10 protein-coding genes are annotated in these 13,239 nt (G+C 40.6%); 4 read left to right on the top strand and 6 right to left on the bottom strand.

The features are described 5' to 3' along the window. The first annotated feature begins 265 nt into the window (after window positions 1-265). Window positions 266-1,300 carry an endolytic transglycosylase MltG gene (gene mltG, locus AQPE_RS05635; protein WP_318350074.1) on the top strand — a complete coding sequence of 345 codons (1,035 nt, stop codon included), beginning with the start codon at window positions 266-268 and terminating at the stop codon, window positions 1,298-1,300. Window positions 1,301-1,392: 92 nt separating this feature from the next. Here the strand turns inward: mltG and dnaJ are convergent, their stop codons facing one another. From dnaJ to AQPE_RS05605, 6 genes are all read right to left on the bottom strand, one after another. Beyond that, window positions 1,393-2,544 carry a molecular chaperone DnaJ gene (gene dnaJ, locus AQPE_RS05630; protein WP_318350073.1) on the bottom strand — a complete coding sequence of 384 codons (1,152 nt, stop codon included), beginning with the start codon at window positions 2,542-2,544 and terminating at the stop codon, window positions 1,393-1,395. Between the two features lie 19 nt (window positions 2,545-2,563). Further along, window positions 2,564-3,142 (bottom strand): nucleotide exchange factor GrpE, encoded by a 579-nt coding sequence (locus AQPE_RS05625; RefSeq protein ID WP_318350072.1) that lies wholly within the window; start codon window positions 3,140-3,142, stop codon window positions 2,564-2,566. Window positions 3,143-3,321: 179 nt separating this feature from the next. Continuing rightward, window positions 3,322-3,864, bottom strand: a complete 543-nt coding sequence (locus tag AQPE_RS05620; protein WP_318350071.1) for a TlpA family protein disulfide reductase — start codon at window positions 3,862-3,864, stop codon at window positions 3,322-3,324. Window positions 3,865-4,053: 189 nt separating this feature from the next. Next, window positions 4,054-5,364: a UDP-N-acetylglucosamine 1-carboxyvinyltransferase gene (gene murA, locus AQPE_RS05615; protein WP_318350070.1), complete on the bottom strand. Its 1,311-nt coding sequence runs from the start codon at window positions 5,362-5,364 to the stop codon at window positions 4,054-4,056. Window positions 5,365-5,470: 106 nt separating this feature from the next. After that, the gene (locus AQPE_RS05610; protein ID WP_318350069.1) at window positions 5,471-6,103 is read right to left on the bottom strand and encodes a DUF4290 domain-containing protein; all 633 of its coding nucleotides are present in this window, start codon (window positions 6,101-6,103) and stop codon (window positions 5,471-5,473) included. Window positions 6,104-6,343: 240 nt separating this feature from the next. After that, the gene (locus tag AQPE_RS05605) at window positions 6,344-8,659 is read right to left on the bottom strand and encodes an ATP-dependent helicase (protein ID WP_318350068.1); all 2,316 of its coding nucleotides are present in this window, start codon (window positions 8,657-8,659) and stop codon (window positions 6,344-6,346) included. A gap of 291 nt (window positions 8,660-8,950) precedes the next feature. Here AQPE_RS05605 and AQPE_RS05600 point away from each other — a divergent pair, with 291 nt between their 5' ends. From AQPE_RS05600 to AQPE_RS05590, 3 genes are read left to right on the top strand one after another with little or no spacing between them, the layout of a single operon-like run. After that, window positions 8,951-10,276, top strand: a complete 1,326-nt coding sequence (locus AQPE_RS05600; protein ID WP_318350067.1) for a T9SS type B sorting domain-containing protein — start codon at window positions 8,951-8,953, stop codon at window positions 10,274-10,276. Between the two features lie 9 nt (window positions 10,277-10,285). Further along, window positions 10,286-11,155, top strand: a complete 870-nt coding sequence (locus AQPE_RS05595; protein ID WP_318350066.1) for a hypothetical protein — start codon at window positions 10,286-10,288, stop codon at window positions 11,153-11,155. Window positions 11,156-11,163: 8 nt separating this feature from the next. Further along, window positions 11,164-13,227, top strand: a complete 2,064-nt coding sequence (locus AQPE_RS05590; RefSeq protein WP_318350065.1) for an ArnT family glycosyltransferase — start codon at window positions 11,164-11,166, stop codon at window positions 13,225-13,227. The last annotated feature ends 12 nt before the right edge of the window (window positions 13,228-13,239 follow it).

Raw genomic sequence — 13,239 nt, 5'->3', positions numbered from 1 at the left:
CAATTTAAGGCAAACAGAACAGGTCTGTTTTTTTATCGGTCAGGAATTAAGGAAAAGTTGATAAATAATGTAGACAGAATTTACACTGAACTAAATAATAAATAATAATAGGGATGTTTTTTATTTTAAAATACTGATTATTAGTGAGATTTGTTCTTTCTTATACACTTAACTTTTAACCTGAAGTTAGGTACTTTAAATGAAATGATTATTTTTATCGGAAAAACCTGATTGAATTATGGATTTTGTCCAAAAAAATGAACTTATGTTATTTCCCCGATTAAATAAATGGATAGTTATTGCTTTTATTATTGCTGTTGTTGGAGGTGGATTTCGCGGATACCAGTTGTATAAGTATATTTTTTATCCAAACATTAACACTCCCGGAAGTATTATTATTCCACTAAATGCTACTTATGAGCAAGTTCTGGATAGCTTGAAAAAACATGAAATTATTCAGGATTACAAAGCTTTTAACTGGGTGGCCAAACGCAAAAAATACGCAAAATCGATCAAGCCTGGTAAATACCTTTTAGATAAAGGCCTGAATACCAATGAGATTTTGAATATGTTAAGATCCGGGAATCAGCAACCGGTTCAGGTAACTTTTAATAACCTTCGATTTATTACGGAGTTGGCTGGTGCAGTTGCCAAATATATTCAGCCCGATTCTCTTGAGTTACTCCAAAAATTTACGGATCCCGCCACTTTCGAAAAATACGGATTTACCGAGAGTACTTTCCATTGTATGTTTATTCCAAATACCTACGAATTTTACTGGACAACTACTGCTGATCAGTTTTTAGAACGTATGTCGATGGAATACAAACGCTTTTGGAATGAAGAACGAAGAAATAAAGCTTCGGAGCTCGGTCTAACTCCTGAAGAAGTAATGACAGTGGCGTCAATCGTCCAGGAGGAAAGTAATAAAAAAGACGAAAAACCGATTATTGCAGGGTTGTACTTGAACCGGATTAAGCGTGGAATGCCTTTGCAGGCTGACCCAACAGTGAAATATGCTTTAGGTAATTTCCACATTAAACGTGTGTTAAACAGTCACCTGGCAATCGATTCGCCTTACAATACCTATAAATACCCAGGATTACCTCCGGGTCCAATTAATTTTCCGGAAATATCAAGTATCGAATCGGTTCTTAATGCTGCAAAAACACAATACATCTACATGTGTGCCCGCGAGGACTTTTCAGGATATCACAATTTCGCGAAAACACTTTCGGCTCATAACGAGAATGCCCGCAAATACCGCGAAGCGCTCAATGCTCATGAGATCATGCAGTAATTTTGTGGCATTGATCCTACAAACAAAGCTGCCGGAAAAGTTGAATCAATTCAATCTTCCGGCAGCTTTGTTTGTGGTCTGACTTTGCTGTGCTAGTCAAATATGTCTCTCATTTTATCGAATAAATTTTTGTCCGACTGATCAGGCCCGTCGCTGAAACTTGGCATCGACTGAAGCTTTTCAAGCGCTTTCTTTTCTTCTGAATTGAGTTTTTTTGGTATCCATACATGAACCCGTACCAGTAAATCGCCTTTCCCGTAACCATTCACGTCAGGAAGCCCTTTCCCGCGCAAGCGAAGAATTTTTTCAGGCTGAGTGCCGGCTTCAATTTTTACTTTCACTTTACTGTCAACAGTCGGAATTTCTTTTGCAGTACCCAAGGTTATCTCAGGGAAAGTCACAAAAAGGTCATAAACAAGGTTGTTTCCGTCGCGAACCAATTCCGGGTGTTCTTCTTCCTGAATAACAACAAACAGATCACCGTTAACACCACCCCGGCGTCCGGCATTTCCTTTTCCTGAAACATTTAGTTGCATTCCCTCACCCACACCAGCTGGTATCCTGATGCTGATTACTTCTTCTTCGCGAACAACTCCTTCGCCCTGACAATGTGTACATTTGTTGGTAATAATCTGTCCTTCACCGTTGCATGTTGGACAAGTGGCTGTGGTTTGCATTTGCCCCAGCAAAGTGTTCTGAATACGGGTTACATGACCCGATCCTTTACACGTTGAACAATTGGTGTAGGATGATCCGCCTTGCGCTCCTGTTCCCTTGCAATGACTACAGGGAACATATTTTTTCACCTTTATTTTTTTCTCAACTCCGTTTAAGACTTCGAGTAAGGTAAGTGAAACCTTTACGCGAAGATCGGATCCACGGTGTTGACGTGGCCCACGGCTGCGCGAACCGCCACCAAACCCGCCAAACCCGCCAAACCCACCGCCACCAAAGACATCGCCAAACATCGAGAAAATATCGTCCATCGACATGTCGTGTCCACCAAAACCAGCGTTTCCGCCCATTCCTGCATGACCGAACTGATCGTATTTCTGACGTTTTTCAGGACTGCTTAAAATTTCGTAGGCTTCAGCTGCTTCCTTGAATTTTTCCTCGGCTTCTTTATTGCCTGGATTTTTGTCAGGATGAAACTGAATTGCTTTTTGCCGATAGGCCTTTTTTATTTCATCAGCAGTCGCATTTTTGCTGACACCAAGAATCTCGTAAAAATCGCGTTTTGTCATTTTATCAAATATATATGGCTTACTCGCCAATAACTACTTTTGAGTGACGTATCACTTTGTCGTTCAAATAGTAACCCTTCTGAACAACATCAATAATTTTCCCTTTTAGCTCTTCCGAAGGCGCTGGAAATGTTGTGATTGCTTCGTGTAAATCGGTATCAAAAGCTTGATCTTTTCCTTCAATTTCCTTCACACCGTTTTGCTTCAAAAAATCCTGAAATTTGTTGAAAATCAACATGACTCCATCTTTTAAATGGCTATTCTCTTCAGCTTGGTCTAACGTTTGAATGGCCCGATCAAAATCATCAATAACCGGAAGTATGCCAACCAGAACACTTTCGCTGGCAGTTTTTAACAGTTCCATACGTTCTTTCAAGGTGCGTTTCCGGTAATTGTCAAATTCGGCCTGCAATCGAATATGCTTGTCTTTTAGTTCAAGTAATTCAGCTTCAGCTTTTTCCAATTGTTCTTCAACCTTGTTTTTTTTGTGAGTTTTATCTTTTTTAGTCTCTTTTTTGGTTTGACCTTCCTGTTGTTCCATAGAATCAGGAGCTTCGATTTCCAGTTCTTCGTTAGCTTTTTCTTTATCCGTTGTCATTATTCCTGAATTTTTAAAATTTTGATTTCGAAACTGCAAATATACTGCCAATGGTTTACAATTGACAAATTGGCATTTTAAATAATTGATAACTGACAGGAGGGACGCGATGCATTCAGATGATACAAAAAAGGCAGCCCGTTTTACGAACTGCCTTTTCAAAATATGGGCGTTTTCTTCTATTTCATCAGATCATTTAATGCTTGCTCAAGTGCCGGGCCACGCAGGTTTCTGCCAACAATTATTCCATCTCCATCAATTAAAAAGCTTGACGGAATACTGCGAACTCCATAGATTCCTGCAAACTTTGCATTCCAACCCTGTAAATCACTCACATGGTTTCCCCAGCTGAGTTTGTCCGCAGTTATGGCTTGTTCCCAAGCGGCCTTCTCTTTGTCGAGAGAAACACTGTAAACAGTGAATCCTTTGCCATTCTTGAATTTAGTGTCTTTAAATTTTTCGTAAGTCGCTACAACGTTTGGATTTTCACGACGGCAAGGTCCACACCACGACGCCCAAAAATCAATCAACACAACTTTCCCTTGAAGTGATGAGAGTTTAAGTTCTTTCCCATCTAATGTTTTCTCACTGATTTCAGGAGCTTTGTTTCCAATGTTCAGTCCGATAGTTACTTCGTCTCCGGTATTCTTTGTTTTATTTGGGTTTGCTAATCCTGTCAGGGTGAATAGTACAACAAAAGCCAATGTTACTTTAAGTCTCATAATTTGTGTCCTTGTTAATGGTTTAATACCTCTTTACGTTCACAAAAATAATAATTCAGGAATAGGTTTGTTGAGGTGTGCTTCTTTGTTTGGAAATATTAACAGGAATAGAATCGCAAAAAGTCAATTGTCATTAGGAAAAAGTTTAAAAGTGACTTTCCAAATGACTGATGACATTTTTCCAGATGTTTAAGATTCGATGCGGGAAATTCTTGCGCCAATGGCATTCAAACGTTCGTCAATATTTTCGTAACCGCGGTCGATTTGTTCGATATTCGATATTTTGCTGACTCCCTGAGCTGAAAGTGCAGCAATAAGCAATGCAACTCCTGCACGAATGTCAGGCGAACTCATTTTGGTTGCCCGGAGTTGGTATTTGTGGTCGAGCCCGATAACTGTTGCACGGTGCGGGTCACAAAGAATAATCTGTGCGCCCATGTCGATTAGTTTATCGACAAAAAACAAACGGCTTTCGAACATCTTTTGGTGAATCAATACGCTGCCTTTTGCTTGTGTGGCAATTACTAAAAAGATGCTGAGCAAATCGGGCGTCAGACCAGGCCAGGGAGCATCGGCGATATTCATGATTGAGCCATCCATGAACGTTTCAATTTCGTAGTGGTCCTGAGCCGGAATAAACAAATCGTCATTACGCTCTTCCAGAATAATTCCCATTCGCTTAAATTGCTCCGGAATAATTCCCAAGTGCTGAATCCCTGCATTCTTGATGGTTATCTCAGAATTTGTCATGGCAGCCAGGCCAATAAAACTGCCCACTTCAATCATGTCAGGCAGAATTTTATGTGTGCAGCCTTTCAGTGAACTAACTCCTTTTACAGTAAGCAGGTTCGAGCCAATTCCCTCGATAATTGCTCCCATCGAAACCAACATTTTACAGAGTTGCTGCAAATAGGGCTCGCAGGCGGCGTTGTATATCGTTGTTGTTCCTTCGGCCATCGAAGCGGCCATTACAATGTTGGCAGTTCCGGTAACCGATGCTTCATCGAGTAGCATATAGGTGCCTTTTAGCTTCGATGCTTCAACGCTGTAAAAAAGTTCGTCGGGATTGTAATTGAAAGTGGCTCCAAGTTTTTGCAGACCGATAAAATGGGTATCCAACCGCCGCCTTCCGATTTTGTCGCCGCCAGGTTGCGGAATGTAACCAATTCCGAAGCGTGAGAGAAGTGGACCTAAAATCATGATCGACCCACGAAGACTGGATGCCTGACGGGCAAAAGTTTCGGTTTTCAGGTAATCGAGCTTAATTTCGTCGGCCTGAAAGGTATAATTCCCTTTACTGGTACGTTCGGTTTTTACACCAAGCTGGGTTAAAATTTCGATCAGTTTGATGACGTCACTGATTTCAGGAATATTGTTGATTTTAACTTCTTCAGAAGTTAGCAAAACAGCACAAATTACCTGAAGCGCTTCATTTTTTGCACCTTGCGGGTGTAAATCACCATGTAGCTGAGCGCCGCCTTCAATTTTAAATGTTGCCATCTCAAAAGTAAATACGGTGTTTTCTGAATCTATTTTGAAACTGATCGGTTTAATGTTGAGCCACAAACAATCCGGTGATTAAATCTGAATCTCCAAACGCTTTGCGCTATTGTTGCTTTTTGCGGTTGTCGTTTTTCTGAAATTTTCGTCCGGGATTGTTGTTTACCGGCATTGGCTTTTTCTGGTTCCGGAACAAGATGTCTTTAGTTTCAGTAAGCGTTATGTCGTTGCACTTAATTTTGCCCTTCGACATTTCTTCGATATCAGCCAGAATTTTATCGTCGGTAACCGAATCCTTGTTCCACATCACATAACTTTTCTTCATATGATTGGCAATCAGCTTGATCAGTAAATCCCGTTCCTTTTCGTCTTCGTAAACTGACGCCTTTTCAATTAAGGTTTCAATCGTTTTTCCGTAGTGACGATATTTGATTTTATTATTATCATAAGGAATCCTAAGTGGCGGAGTATTAAAGAATTCAGGCGAAGGCGGGGTATACGGATAATCAATGTCTAACTGGAAATTAGTCATGATGGCCAAATGATCCCAAAGCTTGTGCTTAAAATCGTTGATGTCGCGAAGGTATGGATACATCATACCCATAATGTCAATAATAGTTCGGGCGGCTCTGTTTCTCTCATTGCGATCTTCAATGGTCATGATGTGATTGACCATATTTTGTAAGTTTCTTCCGTACTCAGGTAGAGCCAACTTACTACGACTTGAATTATAATCCATGTAAATAAATAATGTTTTTCTTAAAATCAGGCTGTTATCTCAAAAAGGAAATCGGTACAGATAATCAGGATAAAGAAGAATTCGATGCAAATTAAGCAAAAATTTCTTTGTCATTACTCATTAATCATTAGAAAAAAGTCATTGGTCATTAGAAAAGAGGAAAATCAGTCGGAAAAAGTCAATAGTCGTTAGTAAAGAGGGAAAAATGGTTTCCAAATGACCTTTTCTAATGACTTTTTCCTAAGTTATAATCCGAAGTTTAGCGAATTTTAGCAAAAGTTGTTTTTTTCCTGTGTTCTGAAAAAATACGGTTGCCTGAATGTCGGGTGATTTGCCTTCCATTTGCAACACTTTTCCACGTCCAAATCGCTGATGCTCGACCAACATCCCGGCCTGAATTTCTTCAGGATTACTGTATTCAAAAGCGTCAGTTTCCTTTTTGGCTTCGCGCAGTTTGGATAATTTCCGAAACATGTCGGGTTGACTTGTGGCCGAAGCTCGCAGTCCCGGCGCCATGGCACTTTGTGGTTTGGGCTTTGGTGTGGCAAACGTAATTTCCTGATTGTCGTTATAGAAAACCTGATCTTTATCCACTGGTTGGTCAAGATATTGGGAATCAATTTCGTCGATAAACCGACTTTTGTTGCAGAATTCAAGTTTCCCCCATTTGTACCGCTGACGGGCATAACTCAGGTAAACATGTTGTTCAGCCCGGGTCAGCGCCACATAAAACAAACGACGTTCTTCCTCAAAATCTTCCGCTGTTTTTTGCCCGTTCTGGTTCGACGGGAAAAGATTTTCTTCGATTCCGACAATAAAAACATTTTTGAATTCCAAACCTTTAGCTGAGTGTATGGTCATCATAGTCACACGATCAGTATCTTCCGGCTTGTCGCTGTCCTGGTCGGTCAATAGCGCCACATCTTCCATGTAGTTGTTCAGTTGTCCCGGAGTTCCTTCTTCGCGGGCCGAAATCGAAAATTCCTGAATACCATTGAGCAATTCCTGAATGTTTTCGAAACGGCTTACACCTTCCGGAGTCTGATCTTTGTACAGATCTTTCATGATTTCGGAGCCGGTAGCAATTTCACTGGCCAGTTCAAACGCATTGTGCGTTTCCAGTTTTTCCCTGAAAACTTCAATCAGGCGGGTAAACTCGTTTATTTTAGCGGCCGTTCCTTTGTTGAATTCGCTGAGCAAAAGTGGGATGTTGGAGGCAAACTCCCAGATGCAAATGTTGTTTTGTGCTGCAAACTGTTCGAGTTTGGTCAGACTGGTTTGCCCGATTCCGCGTGCAGGGTAGTTGATGATCCGTTTAAATGCTTCATTGTCTTTCGGATTAATAACTAACCTGAAATAGCTGAGCAAATCTTTGATTTCCTTGCGCTGATAAAACGAAAGACCGCCATAGATTTTATACGGAATGTTTCGTTTGCGGAGCGATTCCTCAAAAATACGAGATTGCGCATTGGTGCGGTACAGAATGGCATAATCAGAAAACTGATAATGTTCGCGCATCCGGGTGTCACCAATTTCATTGGCAACCAGGTAGCCTTCTTCGTTATCGGTAATGGCGCTCATTACTTTAATCAGTGTGCCCTTTTCCTTTTCTGAAAATACATTTTTCTGAATCTGCCGCTTGTTTTTGGCAATAACGCTGTTGGCAGCATCAACAATATTTTGAGTCGACCGGTAGTTTTGTTCCAGTTTAAAAACCTTATGGTTGGGGTAATCTTTCTGAAAGTTCAGAATATTCTCGATGCGGGCACCGCGGAACGAATAAATACTTTGCGCATCGTCGCCAACCACACAAATGTTATTGTGAGTTGCAGCCAGCTTTTTAATGATCATGTATTGCGAATGATTCGTATCCTGATACTCGTCAACCAGAATGTATTCGAAAATTCGCTGATATTTGGCCAGAATTTCAGGATGGTTCCTGAGCAAAGCATTTGTTTTCAGCAGTAAATCATCAAAGTCCATCGCGCCAGCCAGAAAACAGCGTTTGGCGTATTCTTTATAAATTACGCCAATTAATGGCATTCTGATACTTTGATCGTATTCGGCAGTTTCTGGTAAAGTTGAGTAAACTTCAGAAGAAACCAGGTTGTTTTTTGCCGCTGAAATCCGCGATGCGACAACATTGGGTTTGTATGTTTTATCATCGAGGCTCATGTCCTTGATGATACTTTTAATCAGGTTTTTTGAGTCGGCCGAATCGTAAATCGTAAAGGTTGAAGGATATCCAATGAGTTCGGCTTCGGTTCTCAATATGCGCGAAAATATGGAGTGAAAAGTTCCCATCCATAAATGTCGCGATGTATTTTGACCAACCATGCTTGCAATACGGTCTTTCATTTCCCGGGCGGCCTTGTTGGTGAAAGTCAGCGCTAAAATGGATCCGGGTTTGACTCCGTTCTTTAAAAGATGGGTGATCCGGTAGGTTAGAACCCTTGTTTTTCCAGATCCTGCGCCGGCAATAATCAATGAAGCGCCATGTATGTTTTCAACGGCAAGCCTCTGTGTTTCATTCAATCCTTCTAAATAATTCTGCACTGTTTTTTATCTTCTAAATGGTCATCAAAAGTAAAACTGTTTTTCCTGTTTTCAGGGCTGCAAGGTAAAGACTTTTCAACAATATTGGAACTTTGGAAATGCCGCGAAGACTCAAAGACAAGAAGAAGCACAATGGATTTAAGTACCGGATATGATAGTCTTGGTGCCTTTGTAGCGTAAAAATGCCTGGCGGTCTTTGTGGTTAAGTCGTTGCACCCAGAAAAATTCAATGGTCACAAAAGATAAATCGATTTTTAGCGTTAATATTGTGGACTGTTAAAAAAACGACCAATGAATTTCACTAAAATACTTGTTGGGTTTCTCTTTTTTGCTTGTTTTATTTTGGCCTCTGAGGTCGGTATCTCACAAATTACTTCAACTGCCGATGCTGTTGTGCCCACTGAATATTTGAGTGGGGTACAGGATAATATTCATGTTTTTTGTGGCGGAAAAGGCGAATTAAACGCAATGCTGATAGCCAGCTACCCGCAAGGCGAGAACGGAAATTTTGAATGGCTGAAATATAACTCGTCAACAGGAATATTCGATTCCTATTCAAACGATCAATCGGGAAATCAAACTTCAACAATTTCGAATTTAACTGACGGTTGTTATCGTGTTAATCTGACTGCCACTTCAGGAGCAAAAACCTACACGGCCTGGGTGTTTAATAATTATCTGGACGTCAAGGCCGAAATCACTTTGTCTGATTGTAATTCATTTACTTTGAATGGTGCATTTGATGCGCCTGCCATTGCTTATGTTGATTTGTCGACCGGGCAACCCAAAGAAATGAATAAACAAATTAAAGTTGAATGGTCGACTGACGCAGGCGTGGTTAGCCGCGTATTGACTTCTCAGGTTTTTGATCCTCCAACCAAAAATACAAACTATACCTTAGAGGTTACCGACCGGTTTGGATGTAATGGAAAAGCCGGAGTTGAATACTATTCGATAGTCACTAAAGCGTTGTTTACGTATAAGTTGGAAGACCAGGGGAAGGGTAGCAATTCAGAAGAAATTGAAGCTCCTGCGACCTATACATTTACCAATACTTCTGAAAATGGTGACCCGGGTAAATATGAATGGTATTTTTATAAGAGTACACAGCAGATCAATGACGAAAAAGATGCCGGCACTTTTAAGGACAGTATTCAGGATATTATTTACAGTGACAATCCGGTTTATACCTATGAAAAAACCGGCGCTTACAAAGTAAAACTGGTTTCGAAGAAAATTTCAGAGTCGACTACCTGTACTGATTATTTTTACATGAAAGACTATATCGAAATTGATTCTTCGTTTATTGATGCGCCCAATGTATTCACTCCTAATGGTGATGGGGCTAACGATGAGTTTGTCGTGAAGTTTTTTTCGATGAAGACGGTTAAGTTTACGATTTTTAATCGCTGGGGAAAGATTCTCCATGTGTGGAAAAGCAACAATATACAAGGGTTCTATAACACAAAAGCATCAGTTCCCCAGTCGGTATGGAACGGAAAAGTTGGAGGGAATATGGCAACTCCGGGAGTTTATTTTTATGTTGTAGAAGGAGAGGGGCGCGATGGCAAAAAGCGTAAAGCCAATGGATTCTTTCATTTGTTTAGAGACAAATAGAACCCCAATATGAGTCATTCAATAAAAAGCATTTTAAAGGACTTTTTGCTGATCTTCAAAATCAGAAACCGGTTTTACCCATCAACACAAATTTCGCAACGACAACTTTTTCTATCTTATCAGGATGGCGTAAGGAACAAAACTCTGCCCAGATTGAAAGATACCGGATTTCGGGTCTTTTCTCAATTAGAGGAGGACGGTTTGCTACTTTTCATCTTTTCGGTGGTCGGAATGGAGAACAAGACTTTCGTAGAATTTGGCTCCGACGATGGTGTTAACAGCAATAGCGCGAACCTGATTTTTAATTTTGGCTGGCACGGATTGTTTATCGACGGAAATCCCAAAAGCATAGCTAGGGGCCGGAAATTCTTTGCAAAATATCCCCATCCGTGGATGTATCAGCCCAAATTTGTCTGTGCAATGATCAAGCGCGAGAACATCAATCAACTTATTTTGGATGCCGGAATTTCAGGAGAAATTGGACTTCTCTCCATCGATTTGGATGGAAACGACTATTGGGTTTGGGAAGCGCTTGAGGTCGTTCAGCCTAAAGTGGTAATCATTGAAACTCACAATGAATTCGGGTTTGAAGATATAGTTGTTCCTTACGATCCTGATTATTTTTATCCGGGAAAGCATCCGGTTTATCATGGAGCTTCACCCATTGCCATGACTAAATTGGCCAAACAAAAAGGGTATCGTTTGGTTGGTGCGAATGATCTTGGCTTTAATTTCATTTTCATTAAAAATGGAATAGCCGACGAATTAATTCCTGAAGTCAGCGTTGAATCTGTATTGCAGCATCCATCGGTTGCTGAAGGAATGGCTAAGTTCCAGGAAATTAAAGACTGGGAGTACGAGCGGAATAGAATTCAATAGCACAATCCTTGAAAACAAATCGATCCAATCAGCTTATATTCATAGCATTTGTATTGGTAACGGTGCTTCACCACTTTTTTTGCTATCTGGGGCATTATGGCTTTGACGACATGGAATATGCCCGTGCTGCCGCCCGATTGGCCAATGGCGAGTTCGACGCAGGCAACCATTACTCTTTCCGGCTAACATTGGTTGGGTTAACCGCCTTGTCGTATAAATTATTCGGAATTAATGATTGGGCATCAGCTCTGCCTCCTTTGATATTCTTCATTGGCACTTTGGCGTTGGTCTACCGCATCCTGAAAGATGAAAGTGGACCAATCTTGGCAATAGGCCTGGCTTTGTTTTCACTCAACAACTGGACGTTCTTTTATTCGGACAAGTTGATGCCAGATGTTGCCGTTACCTTTTTCGCATTTTTGTTCTGTTATGTGATTTATTCATACAAGTATTTACCTCGAAAAATGCCAGAGCAGGCCTATTCATTACTCGCTGCATTGGCCTTGTTCATGTGTTTTAACTCCAAGGAAACAGTTGTTTTACTTGGGCCGTTGGTTGTTTGGTTAATGGTTACCGATATCGTTCAAAAGCGGTCCGGAAGATTCTGGCTTCAATTTGTTGGCTTTAGTTTGGTCATGTTAGCAGCTTATCTGGTCGTTTGCCAAGTGGCTTTTGGGAATGCCATAACCCGGTTTAATGCCATTGTTGCCAATAGTTATTTAAACTCCTGTAGTTACGATCAGCAACCATTTTCAGAAACTTTGAAGCGAATTACTTTTGGATTGGCAGAGTTGTTTTTAACTCAAGACATGCTTCTTGGCTTTCTGGTTGTTTTGCTGGCTTTCTTTTTCGTTCCGGTGAGGCAATTGCTGAAATTATCCGACCGGAAGTCGTTTTTTATAGTGAGTTCTGTTGTTTTGGTGTTTTCGGCGAACTTCATGAGCATTTCGGTAACGTCATACATTCCGATGTGTCCCGACCCCCGGCATTATTTGTTTATCGTTCCCGTTGTTGCAGTTGCAGCTGCTTTTATCCTGAACGATTACTTGCGAGTATTCCGGTTCAGAATAGGATTTTTTGTTTTCGTTTTAATCGCCTTTGGCTTTTCTCTTTTCTTGAAAAGTGAGACAGGATTTCATCTGTATCTTCCGGTTTTGGTCGCAATAGGTTGTTTCGTATTCCTGAGAAATCACATGCATGCGCAAAGGATTTTTGCGATCTTATTATTCGGTGCTTTGCTTTTTCAGCCAGCCGATATGTTCATTTATGCGAGGAATGTCAATTACAGAAAGCAAAAGGAAATTGTTCAACGGGAACTGATTGACAAGAATCAGCCTTGTGTGGTAATTACCGATGAGGTTCAGAAACGGCTTGGAAATTATTATTCAGGGTTTTCTCTTGAAGCTACATGTCAGTTCATCAACTATGCCGAGGCTGATACTTTTCATTTTCAGAAGAATGTAAAAAAAATGCTGCTGAACAACTGGTACACGCGCTATCTGAGTGGAATGGACGATCAGGACATGCCTTATTATGCGACAATAGCTAAAAATCCGGTATTTATGGATGAGAAACTAAACCTATCCATTTTTGAATTGAATAAAATCGATCAGCGGAAACGGATTTTCTCTTCAGAAAATGATTTTGAAACTGCGAAACCGAATTGGGCAGATTCTGCGAACAAAAGCAAGGAACAGGCGTATTCCGGATCTTTTTCTGAAAAAATTGGCGAGTTTTCGGTAAGTTGTACAATTGCCCTTGATTCTTTGCTGCCTGACTCAACTAGTCAATTGGTCATTTCGTCTAAGCTTAAAATTTTTGCAATTAATAGCTCAGAGTGTAACCTGGTAATTTCGATGGATTCTGACGGGAAACAATATTTTTGGAAGGGTTATGATTTGAGTAAGTATGTGAAATCGAAGACTAGTTGGTGGACAGCTTCATTGAATGAGATCGTTGGCAGGCCTGAAATCAAGAAAAACTCAATGCTGAGAATTTATGTCTGGAATAACAAAAAGAACGAAATTTATATCGATGATTTTAAGGTTGAGTTGTTCTCTGTTGCGAATTAAAACCTGATACTA

The organism is Aquipluma nitroreducens (genome assembly GCF_009689585.1).
GTDB lineage: Bacteria > Bacteroidota > Bacteroidia > Bacteroidales > Prolixibacteraceae > Aquipluma > Aquipluma nitroreducens.
Note: the sequence above shows the minus strand (reverse complement) of the source record. Positions and strands in the feature narration are given on the sequence as shown.

What these genes read in the sequence shown, in the direction of transcription:
- mltG (WP_318350074.1), top strand. Translation starts at nt 266, where the DNA reads ATGTTATTTCCCCGATTAAATAAATGGATAGTTATTGCTTTTATTATT.
- AQPE_RS05600 (WP_318350067.1), top strand. Translation starts at nt 8,951, where the DNA reads ATGAATTTCACTAAAATACTTGTTGGGTTTCTCTTTTTTGCTTGTTTT.
- murA (WP_318350070.1), bottom strand. Translation starts at nt 5,364, where the DNA reads ATGGCAACATTTAAAATTGAAGGCGGCGCTCAGCTACATGGTGATTTA.
- AQPE_RS05625 (WP_318350072.1), bottom strand. Translation starts at nt 3,142, where the DNA reads ATGACAACGGATAAAGAAAAAGCTAACGAAGAACTGGAAATCGAAGCT.
- AQPE_RS05610 (WP_318350069.1), bottom strand. Translation starts at nt 6,103, where the DNA reads ATGGATTATAATTCAAGTCGTAGTAAGTTGGCTCTACCTGAGTACGGA.
- dnaJ (WP_318350073.1), bottom strand. Translation starts at nt 2,544, where the DNA reads ATGACAAAACGCGATTTTTACGAGATTCTTGGTGTCAGCAAAAATGCG.
- AQPE_RS05595 (WP_318350066.1), top strand. Translation starts at nt 10,286, where the DNA reads ATGAGTCATTCAATAAAAAGCATTTTAAAGGACTTTTTGCTGATCTTC.
- AQPE_RS05620 (WP_318350071.1), bottom strand. Translation starts at nt 3,864, where the DNA reads ATGAGACTTAAAGTAACATTGGCTTTTGTTGTACTATTCACCCTGACA.